A 23,411-nucleotide genomic window follows, 5' to 3' on the forward strand; every position below is an offset into this window, starting at 1 on the left:
CACCCATTCAGGAAAAAAATGAAGTGTTGGAAATCCTGGACACCGAACAAAATGATGTTCTTTTTACGGGGGAACGTGTCGTCATTAACGATGTGGTCAAAAAGAATTACGGAGATGTGCTGGAAGAGCATCTGAACAGATACAGATTAGCCCAAAAATACGTCAAGGATAAACGGGTGCTGGACGCCGCCTGCGGAGCGGGGTATGGCTCCAAAATGCTGCAGGCGGCCAGGGCCAGCCATGTACTTGGCGTAGATATCGATGAAGCCAGCTTGTCAAATGTGCGCAAAACTTATGGTCATGATCAGATTGATTATGCCTACGGCAATGTAAACAAGCTTGAACTGGAGGACAAAAGCTTTGATGTTGTTGTTTCCTTTGAGACCATTGAGCATATAGATGACGGCAGTGTATGGATTAAAGAATCCTCCAGGCTTTTAAAAGATGACGGGATCTTTATTGTCTCCACACCTAACCGCAGCATTGCGAACCCTTCCGCTTATTTTGTGGAGCAGCCAAGAACTCATTACCACAAATATGAATATACGATTGTCGAGCTTGTGGGAGAACTCCTGAAGGAATATGATATCCTGGAGCTATACGGGCAAACCTTCACTACGGACTATGTTGCCTTCCACACCCAGATTATCAGAAAGTCTAGAAATTTGGGCGCAGCAAGCACGCCTTATACCAATCCTGTCATTAGCGGCTACGAGCTAGTGGCTCTGGGAGAAGTAAAAGATATGAATCCTTTGTACGTGGTCGCCGTGTGCCGAAAAAAACGCGTTGCCCCCATGGACAAATAACATGGCAGGAACAACAACAGGACCGGCCCCAGCGGCCGGTCCTGTTGTTGTTCTGTATCTTGTTTCACAACCAATCACGCTTGCCCGAAACGGATTCGTGAACGGGGCAGCCTTGATGTCTGGTCCTTACAGTCCAGACATGTTCCCTCCCGGACTGACCTTCTGCAGCCTGACCAGAATGGCCGCTGCCTGCTCACGCACCAGAACCTGCTTCGGCTCGAAGCGGCCGCCGCTGCCGGTCATAACTCCGTATTCATTGACAGCTTGAATCGCCTGGCGGCTGGCCGGTGCCAGGCCTGCAACATCAGCTAAGCCCATACGTTCAGGACTGCCGTACGTGGTCAGCTGTGCAGCTTGGACAACCATGACCGCCGCTTCTTCCCGCGTAATGCCGCGGTCCGGCTCAAACTTGCCTGATGCGGGGCTAACAATGCCGAGTTCAACGGCCTTAGTGACGGTACCACTGTACCATTTGCCTGCTGGTACATCCGTAAATCCGGTGACCGTCTTCCCGTCAGGGAACACATGCAGCAGCCGTAGCAGCAGGGTCAGAAATTCGGCCCGGGTCAGCTTTTGCTTCGGTGCAAGCACATTGCCGCCGGCACTCACGCCCTGAATATACCCGCTGCTCAGCGCCATAGCGATATCCCCCCTTGCCCAGGCGGTAACTTTACTGGCATCAGTAAATCTGGCCAGCTCAGGGGAAGCAATATGCAGCGCAAACGTACGCTTGGCTAACGCGGGAGCGCCATCTTTCCGGTATTTGGTAATCTGCACCGGATAGACGCCAGGCTTCATTCCGGCAAAGGACACCTTTCCGGTGCTGTCGGCGACTGCGCTTTTCCCCTGGAGTGTTACCGTAACCCCAAAGGCCGGAAGGCCGCCTAGCTGGCTGTTCGATCTGGTGATCCGCAGCGAAAACGGTGTATTGGCAGTAGCATAACTTCCGCTCTGCTGGCCATACTGGTCCTTCCATTCCACCGTTATCCGGTCTAATAGCTCCGTGTCATCGGCATAGTACACCAGCAATTGGTCGCCGTCTCCAACGGTAAGCCTGGATGAAATGTTCTCAGGAAACAGCCAGGCGCTTCCCCCGCTGTAAACGGCAATTTTCCATTCTCCGCGTCCGTTGTACCGTCCGTTCTGAATTCCTTCAATAGCTGTGAAGGCCGGCTTGGCGGCATCTGCATTCAGCTTATAAGCAAGTCCCTTCGACTGTAAAAAAGCGGCGGCCGTCTTCACCGCATCACCGCCCGTTATCCGTCCGCCGGCAAGCGTACCGCCGGGGCCTTCCACCTGGATCACCGCCCGCTCAGGTCCGGCATGATGCAGTCCGCTGTACAGAAGTCCTGCCTGTTCCGCCAAAAGCTTGTATGAGGTCAGGGCAAGATAGCTGTTCACCGTGGCTGAAAGGTCACTTGAGCCGCCTGCCATTTGCGCAAAGCCGCCGCCCGGGAGCTGCGCAGACAGCAAATGGTCCAGCAGCGATGACCCGCCTTCTTGCGCAAAGTCTGCCGCATCCATTCCCAGGGAGGATAGAGCAATAATCACTTGCGCCGTGGTCTCAGTCTTGCCGTCCAACCCGCCGTCCGGCTGCTGCTTGTCCCTCAGCCACTGCACAGCCTTCTCTACAGGCTGCTCTGTTAGTTCCGTTCCCGCTACCGAAGCCAGCGCCGTGAGCACCCGGGCTGTTGATACCGGATCTCCAGTACTCCGGCCGGCCATGGACCAGCTGCCGTCCGCCAGCTGCATGCCGAGCAGCTGATAGAGGATCATATCGGGATAACGGTTCGTCCGCTCATAAGTATTGAAGGTGGAGTTATTCGTAGTAATATAAGCGGCAGCTACGACGGCCGCCCCTTCTGAATCAAGACCGGCATGGTTCATGAGCAGCGGATACAAATCAATGCCGGCGGTGTTGTTGATATTCCCGCCCGCAGCACTATAAGCCAGCGCAGTCTGAATCAGATCGGACGCCTTGGCGAACTTGCCCCGCTGCTCCAGAATCCGGTCTGCGGTCCTCTCCAAATATCCCTTGGGCAGACTGCGCCCGTTCTTGAAGAAACCTACGGCTGCTTCGTCCGGAAACAGCTGTTCAGCTAGCAGAACACGCTCTGCCTTGTCAAGCAGCTGCTGCATTTCCGCTGTGAAATGCACCTTCGCCTTGGGTCCTGCAGACGGTTCCGCCATTATTACCCTTCCATCCATCAATAGCAGCAATATACATAATGCAATAAGTGCAGTCTTCCTGGTCAACCATTTCATTGGTGCTGCTCTCATAGCTATTCCCCTCCAGTGCGTTTTGCTAGTCCTATAAGGTTAGACGCAGATGAATGGGAATTTGTTCCTCATCTGGAGCAGCCTAAATCAATCCCAGCACTCTTGCCACAAGCACCGCAGCTTCCGCCCGCGTGGCCTGTGACTTGGGAGCAAAATCACCTGAGCTCCGGCCTTCGATGAAGCCCGCTTCAGAGATGAGATTCACCGCCTCTACGGCAAACGCGGAGATTAGCGGTGTGTCGCTGAAGTTGACGGCTTCATGATGCTTCGGCAGTTCTTCTCCCGCCGCTTTCAAACCGCGGACGGTGATGACCGCCATTTCTTCCCGGGTAATGCTGCGGCCCGCACCGAAGGTACCGTCCCCGTATCCCGTAACAATTCCCAAAGCCTCCGCTGATGCAACCGCATCCGTATACCACTGGCCTGATCTCACATCCTGGAAGGAGGAGCTTTGACCTGCCTGCACTAATTCAAAGGCTTCCATCATCATCTTCAGTAACTCGGCGCGGGATACCGCGCGCCCAGGAGCATAACTATTGTTTCCGGTCCCCTGCACAATTTCGCGGGCCGACAAGGCAGTAACGCCATCCTTCGCCCATGAATAAGCATCCATGTCGTTATAAGGGGATGGAACCGAGAGCACAGCATACTTGCTGAAGTGCCTGGCGCCGAAGATAAGTCTTCCGGCTGTTCTGTCATATTTGGAATTCCTGATTACCTCCAGACCTCCGTCATTACTCAGGGAAGCAGCGACCAATCCATATACGGATTCATCCGCTTGCGGCGAATAGGGGATCATTACCTTCACCACGCTGCCGTTGGCGAAGACGTTCACGCTCTGTCCGTTAACGGAGAGCCCCAATTCATAGACAGGCTTGTTCTTGAGCAGGCCGGACAGTGATGCCTGCCATCCGGACCGGTCCGCCTGTCCGACCGACACGGCCAGCTTATCTGTTTCCATCAGGTTACCGGCCGCATCCAGAGGAATTAACAATGACGCTAATCCGGACTCAACCGACAGAAACCTGATTCCTTCCTTCTGTGACTTGAGCCAGGCACTGGCCGGAAGCTCCAGCGTAATGGAGGACAGCTCTCCGCTTGGCTGCACTTGAATATGCAGGGTGTCCTCCATATTCTGGATCGCCTGCTTGAGGGCTTCCTCCAGGCTTGCTTCACTCAGTGTGATTAGCGCTGCTTCCTGATGTATGGCAGGAACAACCTGGATACGGCTTCCATGTACGCTTATTACTGTCTGGACTGGGGCCGGAATGGCGGTCCCTCCTGTATTCCCGCCGTCAACCGGTGAAGCCGGTGGCGGCGGTGACGGCGGTGGCGGTGTTTGCTCCTCCTCCTTCAGGGTCTTCACCGTGTAGTCATTACTTGAAGCCTTGTTACCCGCTTCATCTAAGGCGGTCACCCGGAACGTATAGGACGTATCCGGCAATAACCGGGTGAAGCCATACTCATAGGTATCCCCTGTTACCGTACCATGTACTTCTCCGTTCAGCAGGACCTCATATCCGGCCAACCGCACATTATCAGACGGGGCATTCCAGCCCAGCTTCAGGGAGTTCGCAGTAATGGAGGAAGCCGTTAATCCGGTCGGTGCTGCCGGAAGTACCGGCGGCGTTGGCCAATCTTCATCCATTACAGCCACATTGGCGACTGCCGGCACATCCGTGCCGTAGACCGCGCCGGTTACCGTGAAGCTTCCCACGGAGCTATATTGAACCGGGTCGATATCCTGCCATAGTACAGACAGGGATCTGACCGTCTTATCGCTATACACTGCCTCTACTACTGACGGCAGCTCCGGAGCTGTTCCTACTGCTGTTGTTACTTCCACCTTATTCAGACTGACAATGACCGGTTGGACCACCAATTGCTCCATAGCTGTAAGCAAGCCGGTGGCTGCCGCGTCGATAGCGGATTGGGCCGCATCCGCAGCCAGGTCCAGCGCGGCAGCTTTTGCCGTATCCAGAGCTATAAGACTCTCTTCCGTATAGAGGTCACGCTGCACACCTTCGGCCTGCTCTCTCAGATACTCCAGCAGTGTCCGGTCAGCTGTCTTCTGATAGAATTCCAGCTCAGCAACGTTAGCGTTCCCGCTTGGGGAATAATAACGCAGATAGCGGTAAGCTGTATCTTCACTTATGGCAGCCGTATGCCATTCAGCGGTGGTGATACCGCTTATGGTGTATAGATCCGTGTAGTGCTCTCCATCTGCAGAGCCCTGAAGAATCACTCCATTGACCCTTCCGAGATGGGCCTGAGTGCTTCTCGGATAGAATTTGAAGCTGGACAACGCCTTGTCATTGCCCGATCCCAGATCGGCAACAATCCAGCCCGGATTGGCTTTGGTATCGGTATACGTAGCCTTGTCGCCGTCGAAGGCCTTCCAGCCGTTGGCAGCTTCGGATAATTTCCCGTCCCACGAGATATGGGACGCCTTCACCATCGGTTCGGTAACTGCTATTCTCTCCGCTGGCAGCTCCGTGACCGTAACCAGCAGCCGCTCCGTCTGGAACAGCTCATTAAGCAAGGCCAGCATATCTGCGCCTTGATCTCCGGCAGCTTGCACAATCCGGTCCGCCTCTTGCTTGTACTGATAGTAGCTTAGCCGGGTGTATCCTTCAGGCCCTTTCACCTTCGACTCAAGGACTGCGGCTGGAATACTATATTCGCCGTATATTTCTACTTCAGCTACATTGCCGCTCCATGAAGCTGGGTTCACTATTCTTAAATACCGGTAAGGCTTGCTGTCCTTCATTTGTTCTTCATTAATATAGGTCCACGATTGGTCAGCCGCCCCAGACACAGCCGGGGTGAGATTACTCCAATTCAGCTCATCATTGGAGCCTTGAATGATCAGGCCGTTCATCCGGCTGGCATAACCTGTTCTCGGCAGCAGAATGACGCCGCTGAGCCTGATTGACGCATCTGGCCCGAAGTCCAGCGTATAATAAGCCCCGTTGCCGCTGGCCAAGTCTCCATAGGTTGCAGTGTTGCCGTCAAACAGCAGATAGCCGACCTTGTCTGCGGGCAGACCATTACTGCCGTATTGGGCACTTGAAGCCGTCACACGGGCCAGCTTCGTGACATCCACATATTTGGACTTGTTTACATAGTAGAGCACTGAATGATCTGTAGTGAACAGGGCAGGCGCGGCCGGCAATCCGCCTGCGGTTGTATAGTTAATAGAGAATTTGATCTTGCCCGCCGGCATAGCACTGTCCATAATTACAGAAGCCGTCCAATTGATCCGGTCTGTGGTGTGAACGGAGGCTTGCCGGCCCTGTAGGGTAACCTCTACACCCTCAATAGGTTCAGCAGATTGGAAGGACAGGTCCACCCTGCTGCCGGTTTCTACCCTGTTCTGAGTACTCTGCGGGGAGCTGAGCGTTACAGACTTCAGCTTGTTATGGGTCTCATGCCGCAGGCCATAGATGCGAAGCTCGGACAATTCGAACATCGTGCTTGACGGCTCGATCATCTGAAGCTTCAGGAAACGGAACTGGCCTTCCTGCTGCGCTTCACCGACCTCCAGAGTCTGCATTGCATCCGATACCGTAGTTACTCCCGGAGTGAGCCGGGTCCAGGACTCCTTGTCATTCGAGCCATATACTGCAGCCCCGCCAATCCGCTCAGGGAATCCGGTTCTGACCTGAAGCGCGAAGGCCGTGGCGGATACCTTGAAGTTCACCCCGAAATCCAGAATATAGCTGAGACTGTCGGCCAGATAATAACCGGCAAAGCTGTCCGGCGCGTTATCGATTAGATTACCAATCTCTGTACCGAAAGTGGAAGAAGCTACCGTATCGAAATAACGCATGCTTCCGTCTTTCATCAGGGGTGTCAATTCCTTCAGACCTTGGGCGGCGAGATTCAGCCCGGCCAGCTTCTGGTACATCTCTTCATCGGATGCGCTTGGCAGCGCATTCGTCACATCGTCAATCATGGCCATATATTCCGCCAGTGTCGTGGAGATGTAGCTGGTTTCCGGATTGTACCTGCCGGCAGCAGCCGTTGCCGCCTCCTGCCGGTTCCTGCCTACTGTAACGGTTACAGCTTTGGCTGTTACGGCAGCTCCATCGTCCGCGCTTAAGATCAGGGAATATACCCCCGGCTGCTCCGGCATCCAGGAGAACTCACCCGTGCTCTCATTGAATACAGCCCCTTCAGGTTTAGGACCCAGCTGATAGGTCACAGTATCGCCTGCCGCTGCATCTTTGGCAGACAGATCAACCTGGAGTGCAGCTTCAGAGCCCGTATAGGCATATGCATTCACATCTGCCGGTCCGGAAGTGAAGACCGGCGGGGTCAATCCGGCTGCCGGCGCCAGCAGCAGATGATCGATGTCGACCAGTGTTCCGGGACCCGTAACCTTGAAATAGATCAAATCGCCCAATCCATGATATTGATCCATGGTCAGCGTTATATATTTCCACTGGCCCTTCGTATCCGGCAGTACGAGCTCTGATTCCGTCCATCCGTTAACTTCCAGCCTCGCTGTTCCATTGGTCCGGATGCGGAGAGCAACTGTCTTCAGGCTTGTGCTTGAAGCGACCACAGAAACCCGGCTGCCTGCTTCGGTAGCCTTAACCTGCACGTAGGAAATGTCTCCTTCTTGCCGGGTCACCGCATTGGAATCCAAGCTGGTAGCCCGCTGCTCGATTTCTGTCCAATCTGCGCTGGGCGAGACTTCGGGCAAGGTGGATGCCCCTTCGGAAGCCGCTTCCTTCGGGATGAACAGCCAGTAGTCCGCCCCGCCATCGGGTGATTCCCAGTAATACGGCGTCCGCTTATTGAACATTTCGGCATAGTATGGAGCTTCCTTCTCTATATCCAGCCCCATGCTGTATTTATAGTAATAATACTGGCCGTATACATTGCCGCCGATCCGCCCCCGGTATGCACCGGACAGCACTTTATAAATCACCGGATTTCCTTCCGCGTCGTAGCGGGCCACAACGGGAGTCCAGGGTGTGTCATAACCCAGCATATATTGGGCGAAGTAATCCGCCGCCTTCAGAATCCGGTTGCCCAGGAAGGCGTAAGCGGTTACAGCATTATCCGCAGTGGACAGCGTTCCATCCGCCGGATCAACCTTCGTGCCCTGGGCATCCAGTAACCGTCCCAGAATCTCCACATTGGTAAGATCTCCAGCGCCGTGAGCCTGGTCCCGGCCCATCTCCACATGCTGAACTCTCGGCGTCTCCAGCTGTTCACCGGTTACGGCGTCTTCCGTCACCAGCCGGAACAGCTGCCGGATCGCACCGTTCTGGCCTTGATCCACGGCAGTCTTATTAACCGTAAACCATTCAACGCCTTCCTTATACCGGTCCATATTGTCTGTGAAGATATAACCGGACATCGCCCCGAGCAGCGGATACAAATGCTGGTTCATGAAATAGTTATTGCCGTGCAGAAAGGTCTCCGTCATCGGCACAATCAGATTGGACGTGAATTTGGCGGTATCCGCTTCCGTCCAGCTAAGCGCCCCGTTCCGGGCAACGGTGTACCGGAGAATCTCCGCCGCGGTCACCATCCGGTTCAGCGGAACGCCCATATGGATATGAGAGTCCGTAAAATACGTATACTGGGCCGGGTCCATCTGCTCCCAGATGCGGATAATAGCCATCGCATTGGCCCGGTAAACTTCATCTCCGGTAATGTAATACATGAGAGCTTGCGTATACGCACTTAACCCGTCTGTAACGAATGCTCCCTTGCTGTTCACGGCAACGTTTTTCGGCTTGGACGGATCTGCCGCGCTGGCCAGGTTTGATGTAACGGTTCTGGAAGCATACGACGACTTCGTCATGGCCGCGTAATACGAAGCCCAGGGCTCCTGCCCCGCGATCACCTGCTCGCGCATATTTTCCAGAACAGACTTGGTTACTCCCACCCCGGGATGGGTAAATCCACCTCTGACCGTCTCATGAATAACGACCAGATCACTTGGTTCAGGAATACTGGCCTCAGCCTTAGCCGCAGGCAGGGCAATATCTCCAATCAATGTTACAGCTAACAGGATGCTTGAGATCATAATGACAAGCGCTTTCGATAACAGGGATTTCCGGATGCTCATATCCAACCTCCTTGTAAATGAATAACTTTGTGTCCTACAATCCATTTCCTCGCGGAAACACGGCTCATCATAGCAAATTCTCAACTTTCTATCTATTGTAAATTCTTTTGTTTTCTTATGTTTTCATTCAAACTTTAACGAAAGCTCCAATCCCCCCGCAGGAAAGATCCGGATTATAAAAAGCATTAAGAAATGCACTCTTTCTAATATAATTGGAATTTATTCACGGACGGGACTGGGCTATAGTACGGGATGGAAGCGATTCCATAATAAGAAGGAGAGCTGATAATATGAAAAAGTTTGTGATGATCCTGTTTATCCTCACCCTTGCAGCCGGTTTAACCGGACTCGTACCGGACCAGCAAGCGGAGGCGGCTCCGGCAGGCGGCTTTGCACATCCGGGCCTGCTCCATTCGCAGGCGGATTTCGACCGCATGAGACAGATGGTGAATGCCGGAACCCAGCCTGTTCTGGATGGGTGGAACCAGCTCGTGAACAGCCCGCTGTCGCAAGCCGGCTGGACTCCACAGGCAACCGCCACGATTATCCGCGGCGGCACGGGAGATAATGTGGCTCTGCTCTATAGGGATACAGCCCGCGCTTACCAGAATGCCCTGCGCTGGAAGATCAGCGGAAGCACGGCCAATGGAGACACCGCGCGCGATATTCTGAACGCCTGGTCGTCCACCCTTACGGCCGTCTCAGGCAATGCGGACCGTTATCTGGCTTCCGGCCTGTATGGCTATGAACTGGCCAATGCAGCCGAACTCATGCGGGATTATCCCGGCTTTAATCTAACGCAGATGCAGGATATGCTGATCAATGTCTTCTATAAACCGCTGAATGAACGGTTCCTGATCGGCAATGAATACGGCCAGAACCACAATGACGCCTACATCCAGAATTACTGGGCCAACTGGGATCTGGCTAATATGGCTTCGGCTGTGGCTATCGGGATCTTTTGCGACCGTGCGGATATCTACAATATTGGAGTTGAATATTACAAGCATGGGGCCGGCAATGGCTCGATTTACAACGCGATTCCTTACCTTCATCCGAACGGGCTGGCCCAGTGGCAGGAATCCGGGCGTGACCAGGCGCATACCCAGCTCGGCGTCGGTCTGATGGCTGTGATTAACGAAATGGCCTGGCATCAGGGCGACGACCTGTACGGCTGGGCGAACAACCGCTTCCTGCGGGCCGCCGAATATGTGGCCAAATACAATAACGGGGCAGATGTGCCGTTTGCCGCCTACGAGTGGGGTACCGGCACGAACGGTGCCGTCCAGTCCCAGACCGTTGTCTCCAATGCCAGCCGCAATGAGGTCCGCCCCATCTGGGAAATGATCTACAACCATTATGCTAACCGGAAGGGAATGGCGGTCCCCAATATTGCCGCCCGTGCCGCACTGGCAAGACCGGAAGGAGGCGCCAATACGCAGTACCCCTCCACCTTTGACCAGCTTGGATTCGGCACTTTGCTCTATACCCGCCCGGCTGGCTCCGGGGAATCGGCCTCTCTTCCAGGAGGCAATATTTCGGATGGTACTTACCGCTTCTCCGTCCGTTTGGACGGCAAGGCTATGGAAGCCGCCGGTACGGCGAACAACTCCCCGGTACGGAAATCATCCTATACCGGGGCAGTCAGCCAGCAATGGACCGTAACCCATCTTGGCGGCGGCCAGTACAGCATTAAGAATGCACAGAGCGGGCTATTCCTCGAGGTCGCAAGCGGCTCTCTGGACCCTGGAGCCAAATTCCAAGTATACTCCGGCAACGGCGGAGACCATCAGAAGTTCGCTTTCATCCCTACGGGCAGCGGATACTACCGGATTACCCCTGTGCATTCGAATAAGCCGGCCGATGTGGTTAACGCCTCGACTAGTGAAGCTGCCCTGATTGATCAATGGAGGTACACGCTCGGCAGCCACCAGCAATGGAGACTCGAACCGGTCTCCGTGAATATCGGCCTGCAGTCTTATAACTATCCGGACCGCTTCCTCCGGCACAGCAGCTACCGCGCCCGGATAGATGCCGGCGTCTCCCCTGCCCAGGATTCACAATTCAAGATGGTTACCGGCCTGGCCGGTGTTGGCGGTGTATCGTTCGAGTCCGTCAACTACCCGGGACGGTTCCTGGGGGTTCGGACGAATGGCGAAGTATGGCTGGACCAGAATGACAGCACAGCAGCCTTTAACAACGAGGCGACCTTCCGCCGTGTAGCCGGTTTAGCCGACCCGCAGAAATCCTCTTATCAGATGTGGACAGACCAGACCAAATATTTGCGTCACAGCAATCATCTGTTATTTGCTCAGGCCGAGTCCGGTTCTGCATTTATCGCAGATGCTACCTTTACCGAGGTCACTCCTTAAGCCTGTTTGAGAAGGATATCCGTTAGCACTTGGATGGACGCTCTTTTATTGAATTAAGCCACAGATTGACCAAAAACGCATAGCAGCGCTTCCCCTGTTATTGGGGGAGCGCTGCTCTACGTTTTGGTCTATGACTGCTCGCTTCAGCAGATTGCGGGCAATCGAAAGCCCCGGTTGTTCTTTGGTCCTGAAACACTTTCCCCGCTTAAACAGCGGAGAGGACGGACTGATTGTGGAAAAGCGTTAGCGGTCGCCTTTGACCCCGGATTTTCACCGCTAAGGAGAATCAATAAAATCTGGGGGCAACAGCGATTGGAACAACAGTCCGTTCACGCAGCGTCCACCCAAGTGCCAACGTTGATCCCACTTTTAGGAGGCTCCCTTACAACACCTTTATCCCCTGAGCATGCTTCCCGATGATGACATACGGCTCCTCCAATTGAAATGCGCTGCCGTTCACCGTTACATTCTCGAAAGTAACGTCCTGGACAACCCGTGTATCATCATACCCCTCAATATGCGAAGGATTCATGCAGGTACCGTTAAAGTGAATGTTCCTGAAGATGATCTGCTCGATCCGCTTGCCCGGAGCCGGGTTATATTTCTCATTCTGCAATACCCGCAGATTGAACAATTCACCAAGCTCAAACGATTCAATCCGGATATCCTCATAAGATACATTGCGGACTGTATTGTTGTCGCCTGCGTTAATCGCCAGGCAGCCCCAGTAATCGGGCTGTGGCTCATGATGCTCCAGGATATCAAGCTCCGTGAACCGGATATTCTCAATCACATCACCGTCTCCGTCATAATCACCGTGTGTGCCGATATTGACCGGGTGGGCGACATCCGCCCACAGGATGGAGCCGCTGACCGTGACATCCCGTGTATCGCCCCGGAATTCGCCGCGCGATGCATACACCGCAATACAGTCATCAGATGTGCGGAGGAAACCTCCTTCAATGGTGACCTGTTTGCAGGCCATCATATCAATGCCGTCACACCAGCCGCGCGTACTGAACGATTTCAGGTTGCGGATCAGGATATGCTCCGACTGGCCGAGAAGTACGGTGTAGTGTGGAGGATCAATTACGGTTATCCCTTCGATGTGGATATGACTTGAATACTTGATTTCGAAGCCCCGGTAAAAGGTATTCTTCTCATAATCCGACATGTACAGGATCCCCCTGCCTTTAACCGTGACGTCATGAACCCCGTCGCACACAAAACCTCCATAAACGACAGCCCCTCCCGGGATATACACCGTGCAGCAGGATGGGAGGTGCAGCAGCGGCTCACTCAGCCGGTGAACACCCGGTCTGAAGATAACGATTCGCTGGAATCCCGCATCCTTAGTATGCTCCAGCTGTTGCTGAAGCTTCTCTGTATTATGCAGTCCCGGCTCCAGCATCAGAATCTCACCGCCTTCCATGTCCGGCAGCTGCTCTTCCGGCGGATTCGCAAAAATATGAAGATTATGAAACCGTTCGCCATTGACTTCAACCGACAGCAGCTTAGGCCCGTCAATGGTGAACGACAGGCTGCGGCCGCTTATTTCCCCCACTAAACCGGCTGATAGCGGCCGGATCACAGCCTCGCGGACCGTCTCAGGATGATACTCGACTTCAATGTCAACCGTTCCGGAGCAATCGAACATGACCATTGATGCGTTCCGTACATTGTGCATATCCACTTTGACGTTGTAGCTGAAGAGCGGCCTCCACTCCTCACCCGGCGTCCGGACGCGGACAGAGAAATCCGGGTTGTGCACGGCACCCTCCGGTGCCGGATAGACATGAATCCAATTGTCAGATAGCAATATTCCCACTCCTGTCAGTAAATGATGAAACCGGCCATGCTCAGACATGTCTCCATGTCTGCACAGCCGGTTTACGATTTCGTGCATGTAATAGTGTTACTTGCTGCGCTCTTCGTAAATCTTCTGGGCTTCATCCAGCTCCGCTTGTCCGCCTGACTTCAGCCACTGGGCCTTGAAATCATCAAATGCCTTATCCGTGTCTGCTTCCCCGGTGATAGCTTTAATATAGAATTGGGTCTGAAGCGTAGTCAGAATCGTCTCATATTGCGCCTTTGTAGTCATGACGGTCGATTGCATCAGGTCTGTCAACACAGTGAGTCCGTCAATTTTGGTGTACTTGTCACGGAAGGCAATTTTGTCAGCAGAGAAATGATATTTGGTCATCGCTTCTACCTTGCCGCCAAGCGGATTATAGAAGCCTACACCTAATGCGGCCAAGGTCTCCGCAGGATTCTCAATAGCAACGGCCAAATCGCCCTCCAGATTATACGTTACCCCTTCCTTGCCGAAAGTGGTGGTCAGATAGCCTTCTGCATCCGTTGCGGCATATTCCAGAATCTCCAGAATCCTCTGTCTTTTCTTATCATCCTTCTCAAGCTGAACGCCGAAGAAGATCGGAGGCTGCAAGGCGCCATTGGAGAACGCATACTTCTTGCCGTCAGGCCCTGTAAGCGGAGTCCCCGGCACCAGCTCAATTCCTTTATCCGCCGCTACCTGCCCGAAATATCCATCCTTGTACAGATGATGCCACATCCCGGTATCGAACATGCCGGTTCTCAGGCTGATAAATTTAGTCTGAATTTCACCATTGCCATCCGTAACGAATTCGGGATCAATAATTCCCGCTTCGAACCATTTGTTGAGCAATGCCAGACCTTGTCTGGCACCTTCGGTGATCGCACCGTATTCCACTTTACCGTCCGAACCCAGCTTGAACTGGAACGGGTTCACACCGTAAGCGGCAAAGATGGGATTAAACATCTGCATTTGCGCATCTTTACCGCGTCCGGACATCCCGAAGGTATCCTTCTTGCCGTTGCCGTCCGGATCGCCATTCGTGAACTTGGTCAATACATCCTCCAGCTCCGTCAGATCTTTGGGAGCCTCGCTATAACCAATCGCTTTCAGCCATTGTCCGTTATACCCCGGCATGAAGCCTGTGCTGCCGTTGGACCATACCTTTGGAACTCCCCAGTTCTTGCCGTTATAGCTCCCGGCATCCCATGCCTTGGGATCAACACTCTCCACGTCTGCCACATATTTAGGCATATAAGTCTTAATATCCTCCACCGGAATGCTGGCGATTACGCCCTGATCCGCCCATTGCACCATGTCCCCGACACTTCCATCGACAGCCAGAACATCCGGTATGTTGCCGGAGGCAAGCATGACCCCAAGTTGTTCTTTCCAGGTCGCGGTTTCAAATTTCACATTTTTAATCTTGACGTTGAATTTCTGCTCAATGAATTTCTGCACATAATTATTGTCAGCTTCCGGTGCGTTCCAGTTGTTCGCCCAAGTGATTTCAATTGGCGCTTCCGTTCCCGGATTCGCCGGAGCATTGGATGAAGAAGTACTATTATTTCCGTTATTGCTGCACCCGCTGGCAAGCAACGAGGTGGACAGCAGCAATGCTGCCATACCGGTCAACCATGGTTTTGTTTTCATTTTTCTAATATCCTCCCTTTTGTTCTCTGATGCTTGTTATTTAAACAATGCCGCCTCTACAGCAGATTGAGTAAATCCTGTTAACCTTTGAGCGAGCCTACCATTGTACCCTTGACGAAATATTTCTGCAGGAACGGATAGACAATGATAATCGGCAGAGCCGTGAACATCAGGGTGGCCGCCTTAATCGGCTCCTGATATCCCAAAGCCGTGTTTGTTGTATTGGAGGCGTACATGGACAGGTCCTCGCCTGTGATCACAACTCTCCGCAAAAAGGTGGTTAGAACCTGCTTGTCAGGGTCCTGGATATAGAGCACCGCGTCAAACCAGGCGTTCCAGTGCCCAACTGCCGACCATAGAGACAGAGTAGCCAGAACCGGCAGGGACAGCGGTAATACAATCTGGAAAAGAATCCGCAAGTCGTTCGCTCCGTCAATTTTGGCCGAATCCTCAAGCTCATCCGGAATCGCCTGGAAGAAATTGCGCAGAATGAGCATGGAGAAGGTGCTGACCAGCCCCGGTAAAATGTATACCGCCCGGGTATCGAGCAGCCCGAGATTTTTGATCAGAAAGTAGGTTGGAATCAGCCCGCCGCCGAAGAACATCGTAAATACGATCAGCAGCGTAAACACATTGCGGTGGGGCAGATATCTTCTCGACAGAGGATAGGCGCCCATGGACATGAAGAGAACCGAGCATACCGTACCTACTACGGTTCTGAAGACGGTATTGCCGAAGCCGATCCAGATATCATGTTTCCCGAGAACCCGCTCCCATGCATACAACGATACCTGCTTCGGATAGAGATGGATGCCCAGTCTTAACGACTCTGCAGGACTGCTGAACGAGATCGACAGCATATGAACGAATGGATATAACATGATTATGCAGAGAATAACCATGAACGAAATCAGAAAGATTTGAAACAACGTACTTCCTTTGCCTTGTCTCACTGCCTGGTGCTCCTTTCAAAATTAGAATAATCCGTCCTGCCCCAGCTTCTTCGAGATATAATTGGTGAACAGCACCAGCATAAAAGCGATCACATTCTTAAATAGCCCTACCGCAGTCGTCAGGCTGAATTGAAAATTCTGCAGACCTACCCGGTAGACATACGTGTCCAGAATATCAGCTACTTCGTAGGTTGCGGGTGAGTACAGGTTCAATATCTGGTCGAAGCCTGCATCGAGAATTCCGCCCATCCGCAGGATAAGCATCAGCACAATAACGGGCAGGATGGACGGCAGCGTGATTTTGAGGGTCTGCTTCCACCTGCTTGCCCCATCCATGACAGCCGCTTCATATAAATCGGGGGAAACTCCCGTGAGCGCAGCCAGATAGATGATCGTTCCCCAGCCTACTTCCTTCCAGATCGCCGAGGTCACCAGTGTAAATCTGAAATAATGGGGATCACCAAGAAAATAGATCGGGTCCAGACCGACCAATGTAATCAGATAGTTCACCACTCCCGTGGACGGGGAGAGCAAGGTGATCAGAATCCCGCCCAGAATGACCCAGGAGAAGAAATGGGGCAGATAGGTAAGCGATTGGGCGATCTTCTTAAACTTGGACGACCGGATTTCATTAATCATCAGCGCAAGAATGATCGGCGCGGGGAAGCCGAATACAATATGATAGATACTGATGACAACCGTATTCTCCAGAATTTTGAAGAAGTCAGGCGATTGCAGGAACAGAAATTTGAAATGCTTCAGTCCGACCCAGGGGCTCCCCCAGATCCCATCCATAATCCGGAAATCCTTGAATGCCAGCTGAATTCCATACAAAGGCGAGTATGCGAATACGGCGTACCAGATCAGTACGGGTGTAAGTAATAGAAAGAGATACCTGCATTTTTTATATTCTTTCCATACTGCTGCAATCTTTGAGGTTTTCCTCCCGGCCTGGGTTTTCCCGTCCGAAGTGACTAGCGAGGTCATTACAGTTGCTCCTTTCCAAAATAGACAAGCTCGGTATATTCATCATGTGCCGCTCACAAATGTAAGTTTAGATTTATGGAAGCGCTTTTTCTAGTTCAACTTCATTCAATTCCTTATACTTTCTTTCGTTTTACCGCCTGCAGAAGTTCAATTATTTAAGCGGTTATCCACTTTAGGCCGAAATATGAACAAATCAGCGCCACTTTCTTATGAATAGTAGCCGCTACTCAAAATGCTGAAGCGCTACCTCCCCTTATGAAATTAAGTGGTAAAACGTATCTTATTTTTGCTATTTTAGTATCGTTGAGATTATTAATTGGATAAACGTATCTTAATTTCGTATATTTCTCCTACTCTTGTCTATTTCCCTAATATTAAGTGCTCTTTTTCCACTTGCTGTTTGACATTGCCTCCTTCGCCCTTTAGCAAGTGTAGAATATCCATCTATTTTTCAGCTGCCGCGGTATCTCGACTCCCGTAGGTGTCTTCCCACGCCGTATAAGCCGCTTCTTCACCGTTATCCTCACCTTTTCAAACTGCATCATTTCCTATACAAACAAAAAACCTTCATTGGCGTGAAGGTTCGGGATAATTAATATTTAAGGCTGGCGTTGCTAGGACATTCAATTCTCCAAAGTGATCCAATCCGCATGGTCCTTATGCGATTTCCGGTATTGGACAGGGGTAACGCCGTACCGGGCTTTGAATTTGCTGTGAAAATATTGCGGATTACGGTAGCCGACCTGCTCGGCAATTACCGCGATAGACAGCCGCGAATCGGCAATCAGCAGCTCGGCGGCCTTCTCCAGCCTCAGCTTCGTTACATATTCGGTGAACGGGGTTTTGGTGACTTCACTGAATAGGGTGGAGATATAAGCCGGTGCCAGCGAGACTTCCCTCGACAGAATCTGCAGCGATAAATCCTCATGCAGGTGACTGGATATGAAAGCTTGTAACGTACGGATGACCTCCGCATGGGCATGATTGCCTTCAGCATTCATCAGTTCTGTAATTTCTGTACACAGCTTCCGGATGCTTGTCATCGTTTCGTACAGGGTATCCTTCTTCAGCTCCTCAAACAGATTGGAATACGGAAGCAGATGCTGCAGCTTCAGCTCAATCACACATTGGTACAGCTGGGCAATCAGCTGGAGCACGGCCAGCTCTGCGGCATCAATCTGCACCTCCTCTTTATGCAGCGCAGAGACAAAGGTATCGAGGAAATCATTCACTCCCTTAAGGTCCCCTGCCTTCAGTGCATTGCTGTAATGCTCAAAATTGAAGAACATAGGCTCCGCATTCAGGGACTGCGTCTTGTGAAATGAAATAACCGTGTGCCTGCCGTAGATAAAATGATACCGGCTGGCCTGCTGCGCCGTCTGGTAGGAATCCGGGATGTCCTCAGCAGAGTGCACCTTCCGTCCGATGGCCGCCTGAAAGGTGAAGCCCTCGCCGGATATCCGCTGCAGCCCCTGCAGATCATTGATAAGGAAGGACGGGTCAAATCCATGCTCCTGCTCCAGGTAGTAAAGAATGACCGCCTCTCTTGCATTGAGCAAGATGAATTCTCCCGGAAGCGTGCTGTAGAGCTCATACCTGGCTTTCAACCCCTCCGGCTCCCCTGCGGTAAGCTGAAGGTATGCTGCGCAATAAGCGGTATCGGGCAGTACTCTTTCCTGAGGCTCCTCACTCTGGCTGACCCCCAGCAGCAGGTTGATAAGCTCACTTTTCCTCGCCTGGGATTCCAGATCCACGATCTTGTCTTTCATTAAGGAAAAGGTATCCCCGATAATCATATACTCATTCCCGCGGGAGAGATGAGAATGGGCCGGCTGGAAGCTGCCGATCTTGGCCATCAGCTGTTTGATGGGAATATAGAGCTGTTTGGAGAACAGGAAAGAGATCAGAAGTCCGAACAGAATAATAATGGCAGAAGCGGTATACAGCCCTGTTTTTAGATGCTCGGTGAAGAGTTCTACGGTGTTGGTTGGCCGGTACATCGCATAGGTCCATTGATGAGCCGAATGAACGGATGGAAGCTGTGATAAGACTCCCGGCACTCCGCCCTCCTTAATCCTTCTTTCCTGGGCAGATCCCGAACCAAGCGCTTCCTGCAAAAGCTCATCGATTCTGCTGTTCTCCCCGCCGGCTGAGAACAGCACATGATCCGCTCCATCCAACACCAGCAGCTTATCTTCCGGAGAACTAAGCATCGGAGCCACAACGGTCTGCAGATAGTTCACGCCTACATCGATGATGAAATACCCCGCAGCCTTCACACTCGGCAGTTGATAAGGAAGCTTAATCACATAGCTGATAACCTGCTCACCGTTTGCGTTGGTCCGGACTGTCCATTTTTTCAAAGGCATATGGGCCAGTTTCCAGTAGAATCCCGATTCCAGCGAATTGGCCGTTTTCATATAAAACTTGTCTGCATCCACCACATAATCATTCCCTGGGAAATATACCGCCACATTGGTGACACCCGTATTCTCCACCTTGAAGAACTCCAGATCATTATTAAAGGAAGCCGCCCGGCTCAGATTCCCCTTCCAGCCCCCATACAGCAGCTGGCTCAGGTTGGCGTTGCTTTGGATAAAATTGATGGACAAGGCCTTGTTCTGCAGGTTATCCTCATATTTTTTGAGCAGTGTCTGTTCAATAAACGTCTGAACGGCATTCAGCCGGGTGACACTGTCCTTGGCGATTTCCTGATCCATCATACGGTTGGCCTGGGTATACCAGTAGCCGCCCATCGTGCTGATTAGAACAACAGAAAGAATGGTATAGGATAAAACCAGGTGATTGAATATGGTTTTTTTATAACCGTATTTGTTCATGCTGCTCCCCCTTTTCTCTGTATACCTGCTTACTTTTTGGCATCCGCTAAATAAAACGCTTTCATAAATAACCTCCAATAACCTCTAAGGAAGCAAGCATCCTGCTCTCTTCATGATACCAGCTTTTTAAATTTCTTTACTATTATAAAATCTTTCGATTTATTCATTTTATTTGCGAAAACGGGCCATTCTGCGAATAAGCTATCAGGTGAAACATATAACTTCTTATATTTCAAGAATAAAATCGCCCGGAGGGCGAATCAAGTGGCACATCAAAAGTAAATTAACTATCCGGTGAGATCAGAAGGATTTACCCCTTTGTTTTTCCCGTACAGCCCATGTTCAAATGAATCAAAGGAATTCATACCCCATTTGGCTCCACTACCCTATCATTGGCACATTGTATTCGGTTTTTCGCATACATTTGGCTCATCTGCCCTATCATTGGCACATTGTATTCGGTTTTTCGCATACATTTGGCTCATCTGCCCTATCATTGGCACATTGTATTCGGTTTTTCGCATACATTTGGCTCATCTGCCTATCATTGGCACATTGTATTCGGTTTTTCGCATACATTTGGCTCATCTGCCCTATCATTGGCACATTGTATTCGGTTTTTCGCATACATTTGGCTCCACTACCCTATCATTAGCACATTGTATTCGGTTTTTCGCATACATTTGGCTCCACTACCCTATCATTGGCACATTGTATTCGGTTTTTCGCATACATTTGGCTCATCTACCCTATCATTGGCACATTGTATTCGGTTTTTCGCATACATTTGGCTCATCTGCCCTATCATTGGCACATTGTATTCGGTTTTTCGCATACATTTGGCTCCACTACCCTATCAAGAGCACATTGTATTCGGTTTTTCGCATACATTTGGCTCCACTACCCTATCATTGGCACATTGTATTCGGTTTTTCGCATACATTTGGCTCCACTACCCTATCATTGGAACATTGTATTCAGTTTTTCGCATACATTTGGCATGAAAGTTATCCACAACAGACAAATATCATAATTTCCTATATAACAAAAAAAGCGGTGTCTGACTGCACTTCCCTGTCAGACACCGCTTTACTATTTGATCATGCTATACCTCAAACCTCAAACCTCAAACCTCAAACTGAACACTCGACCCTTCCGGTCCCGCATAATCGATGACCGTCCGGTTAATGGCCAGATCAATATGCAGTGTGCAGTGTAGATCTTCCTTGGTCCACTGCAGCCGGACCTCATGACTTGCCGATTCCAGTACGCGGAATTCACCGTTAAACGCGCCATATTCGTTGCGGAACCGGATCAACGCAAGGAGCCGCTGGACTACGCCCCTGCCAAGCGCCTGCTTAATCTCGTCTATACTGAAGTTATGACGGTTAATCTCCCGCCCTTCTCCTGTGCGGCGAACCGCTTCGTCATCGTTCTCTCCGGCCAGAAGTCCGGCGTAATACACCTGCGGGATGCCGGGAGCGAAGAACTGGATGGCACGGGCTGCCAGATAAGCGTCATCGTCGCTGTTCAGCACGGAGTAGTAGGAGCAGCGGATCTGGTGTACATCGAATCCGTCCTCGGCCTTATGACCCTCAGAGACAATCAGGCTCAGATTGGCGCCGCGTTCAAGACAAGCATCGACCAGCTTACGTGCTTCCTTCGTGTCGATCAATCCGTCGAGATCGGGCTTGACGGGGATACCGTCATGACAGTCCAGCATCGTGAACTGCTTCGCAGGGCGCGTAGTCAGGTATTCCTTCAGCGCTTCCGCATTTTTGTTGACAAGGGTATCAAGGATGCGGTAAGGCAGAATGAAATCATAGATCCAGAACCCGCGCTCCGCCAGTTTATATTGAATGCTGTAGTGGGAATGAACCTCCGGCAGCAGCTCGATATTAAGCGAATCGGCCAGCTCCCTGATCCAGTCCAGGAACCCGTAGATCTCAGGCTCAACGAAGAAGCAGCTTGTACCCAGCTTCTTGATGATGTAACCTACAGCATCCAGCCGCACAATCTTTACGCCGTTGTTACGGAAATTCCCGAAGATATCCGTCAGCAGCTGCTTTACCTTATCCGAATGTATATCGAGGTCAATTTGTTCCGAGGGATCGGTTTTGCCGAAGGTCGTCCATACCTTCTCCTCTTCACCCGTCTCTCCGATCGTGAAGGTGGAATAAGGCAAGGGGCGGCGGAGAAACATTTTGCCGATATCGGCCTGCACAGGCTGTCCGTCAGCCCAGAGCTTGTCGAGTGTCAGGAACAAATCCGCGTATGGTGAGCGTCTTCCCTGTCTCAGGAAATCCTGGAAATACTCAGACTGCCGGGAAATATGATTAACCATCACATCCAGCAGCACATCATGCTTCGCCCCAATCCTCTTAATATCTTCCCAGGAGCCAAAGGCAGGCTCGATCTCAAAATAAGTTAGCGGAGCGAAGCCCCGGTCTCCAGAGGAGGGAAACGGGGGAAGGATATGAATGCCGCCCTTGAAAATATCTGAAAAATGCTCATCCAGCACATGGTTTAGGGTCTGCAGGTTCCCGCCCAGCGAGTCGGGATACGTAATCAGCTGCACTTGATTGTGAATTGCCATAACTCTCGCCCTCCTAGATTTGGTACTTCGTCTTGAATGCCTCAAGTTCCGGCAGCTCTACGACTGCCCCTGTATATTGCAGCTTGTACGCGCTGACTGCCAGCCCGAACTCCAGCGCTTTGCGGACCGGATAGCCCTTGATGAGTGCCGTGTACAAGCCGGACCAGAAGGCATCCCCTGCCCCCGTCGTATCTGTCACCTGCGTAGCCAGCGTACCCATCTTCACCGTTTCCTGCCCGTTTGAGGCGATCACGCCGTCTTTGCCCAAAGTCAGAATGACCAGCTTCACACCCAGGTCCAGGAATTTCTGCAGCTGATTCTCCGGGGTGTCTTTCCCGAACAGCCGCTCGGCATCGTCTTCCGACGGCTTGGCGATATCAACTTGCGGAAGGATCGTTTTGATATACTTAACCCCGTCCTCCCCTTTCTCCCATAGTGCCGGATGGTAATTAGGATCGAAGCAGACCAGAACCCCGTTCCGGCGCGCATCCCGGATCACTTGCTCTACCGCTGATCTCACCGGCTGTCTGGACAGGGGCCAGCAGGAAAAATGGATAATCTTCGTCCGCAGCAGGGCTGAGCGCAGCTCCTCGGTGTAGGTGAGGCGGTAATCAGCTCCCCGGTAGAAGATCGGGACCGGCGTGGACTTGCTCTTGGTCACGACCACCAGGCTGGTTGCTTCGTGTACATGCTGTACGCAGCTTGTATCCATCCCCGCTCTCTGCAAATGCTCTACCAGAAACAGCCCAAGCCCATCCGTCCCCACCGCAGACGCCACTAACGGGCGGATGCCCAGCCGCTTGGTATTCATGGCGATATTGGCCGGCGAGCCTCCGAAATATCTGTGGTACCTGCTGTACTCATAGGAGTCACTGTATCCCTCCGATATCATGTCTATCAGCAATTCCCCGACCGTTAGAAGATCCAGGTCCTTCTCATTAAACTTCAGGCTATGCTCAAAATCAAACATGGGTATTCCCCCATTCATCTATAAATATG

At 52.0% G+C, this 23,411-nt stretch carries 11 protein-coding genes; 2 read left to right on the forward strand and 9 right to left on the reverse strand.

Annotation, left to right across the window (positions count from 1 at the left end; genetic code table 11):
- The first annotated feature begins 23 nt into the window (after positions 1 to 23).
- Positions 24 to 806 carry a class I SAM-dependent methyltransferase gene (locus NSU01_RS25435; protein WP_076244450.1) on the forward strand — a complete coding sequence of 261 codons (783 nt, stop codon included), beginning with the start codon at positions 24 to 26 and terminating at the stop codon, positions 804 to 806.
- Between the two features lie 126 nt (positions 807 to 932).
- Here NSU01_RS25435 and NSU01_RS25440 read toward each other — a convergent pair whose 3' ends face one another.
- Complete coding sequence (locus NSU01_RS25440) at positions 933 to 2,996, reverse strand: S-layer homology domain-containing protein (RefSeq protein WP_076244448.1); 2,064 nt, start codon at positions 2,994 to 2,996, stop codon at positions 933 to 935.
- 172 nt (positions 2,997 to 3,168) lie between these two features.
- Complete coding sequence (locus NSU01_RS25445; protein WP_076244445.1) at positions 3,169 to 9,177, reverse strand: S-layer homology domain-containing protein; 6,009 nt, start codon at positions 9,175 to 9,177, stop codon at positions 3,169 to 3,171.
- Between the two features lie 290 nt (positions 9,178 to 9,467).
- On the opposite strand from NSU01_RS25445, the gene NSU01_RS25450 reads away from it, so the two are divergent.
- The gene (locus tag NSU01_RS25450; protein ID WP_083705542.1) at positions 9,468 to 11,549 is read left to right on the forward strand and encodes an AbfB domain-containing protein; all 2,082 of its coding nucleotides are present in this window, start codon (positions 9,468 to 9,470) and stop codon (positions 11,547 to 11,549) included.
- A 382-nt stretch (positions 11,550 to 11,931) separates the two neighbouring features.
- Here the strand turns inward: NSU01_RS25450 and NSU01_RS25455 are convergent, their stop codons facing one another.
- The 7 genes from NSU01_RS25455 to NSU01_RS25485 all read right to left on the reverse strand — a co-directional run bounded on the left by NSU01_RS25455 (position 11,932) and on the right by NSU01_RS25485 (position 23,382).
- Complete coding sequence (locus NSU01_RS25455; RefSeq protein WP_076244442.1) at positions 11,932 to 13,368, reverse strand: glycosyl hydrolase family 28 protein; 1,437 nt, start codon at positions 13,366 to 13,368, stop codon at positions 11,932 to 11,934.
- Positions 13,369 to 13,464: 96 nt separating this feature from the next.
- Entirely contained in the window at positions 13,465 to 15,036 is a 1,572-nt protein-coding gene (locus NSU01_RS25460; RefSeq protein ID WP_076244439.1) for an extracellular solute-binding protein, read from the reverse strand.
- Positions 15,037 to 15,116: 80 nt separating this feature from the next.
- Positions 15,117 to 15,989: a carbohydrate ABC transporter permease gene (locus NSU01_RS25465; protein WP_231575194.1), complete on the reverse strand. Its 873-nt coding sequence runs from the start codon at positions 15,987 to 15,989 to the stop codon at positions 15,117 to 15,119.
- 21 nt (positions 15,990 to 16,010) lie between these two features.
- Entirely contained in the window at positions 16,011 to 16,976 is a 966-nt protein-coding gene (locus NSU01_RS25470; protein ID WP_042139033.1) for an ABC transporter permease subunit, read from the reverse strand.
- A 623-nt stretch (positions 16,977 to 17,599) separates the two neighbouring features.
- Positions 17,600 to 19,816, reverse strand: coding sequence for a helix-turn-helix domain-containing protein (locus NSU01_RS25475; RefSeq protein ID WP_042139034.1), 2,217 nt, complete (start codon positions 19,814 to 19,816; stop codon positions 17,600 to 17,602).
- Between the two features lie 1,126 nt (positions 19,817 to 20,942).
- Positions 20,943 to 22,412: a sucrose phosphorylase gene (gene gtfA / locus NSU01_RS25480; protein ID WP_076243762.1), complete on the reverse strand. Its 1,470-nt coding sequence runs from the start codon at positions 22,410 to 22,412 to the stop codon at positions 20,943 to 20,945.
- Positions 22,413 to 22,425: 13 nt separating this feature from the next.
- On the reverse strand, positions 22,426 to 23,382 hold the full coding sequence (locus tag NSU01_RS25485; RefSeq protein ID WP_042139037.1) for a sugar kinase: 957 nt from the start codon (positions 23,380 to 23,382) through the stop codon (positions 22,426 to 22,428).
- Positions 23,383 to 23,411: the final 29 nt, after the last annotated feature.

Source organism: Paenibacillus sp. FSL H8-0259, assembly GCF_037963255.1.
Taxonomy (GTDB): domain Bacteria; phylum Bacillota; class Bacilli; order Paenibacillales; family Paenibacillaceae; genus Paenibacillus_AQ; species Paenibacillus_AQ phytohabitans.

Bases quoted from the DNA above. Each gene is read 5' to 3' on its own strand.
- NSU01_RS25440 (WP_076244448.1), bottom strand. From the start codon at position 2,996: ATGGCGGAACCGTCTGCAGGACCCAAGGCGAAGGTGCATTTCACAGCG.
- NSU01_RS25445 (WP_076244445.1), bottom strand. From the start codon at position 9,177: ATGAGCATCCGGAAATCCCTGTTATCGAAAGCGCTTGTCATTATGATC.
- NSU01_RS25450 (WP_083705542.1), top strand. From the start codon at position 9,468: ATGAAAAAGTTTGTGATGATCCTGTTTATCCTCACCCTTGCAGCCGGT.
- NSU01_RS25460 (WP_076244439.1), bottom strand. From the start codon at position 15,036: ATGAAAACAAAACCATGGTTGACCGGTATGGCAGCATTGCTGCTGTCC.
- NSU01_RS25470 (WP_042139033.1), bottom strand. From the start codon at position 16,976: ATGACCTCGCTAGTCACTTCGGACGGGAAAACCCAGGCCGGGAGGAAA.
- NSU01_RS25475 (WP_042139034.1), bottom strand. From the start codon at position 19,816: ATGAACAAATACGGTTATAAAAAAACCATATTCAATCACCTGGTTTTA.
- gtfA (WP_076243762.1), bottom strand. From the start codon at position 22,412: ATGGCAATTCACAATCAAGTGCAGCTGATTACGTATCCCGACTCGCTG.
- NSU01_RS25485 (WP_042139037.1), bottom strand. From the start codon at position 23,382: ATGTTTGATTTTGAGCATAGCCTGAAGTTTAATGAGAAGGACCTGGAT.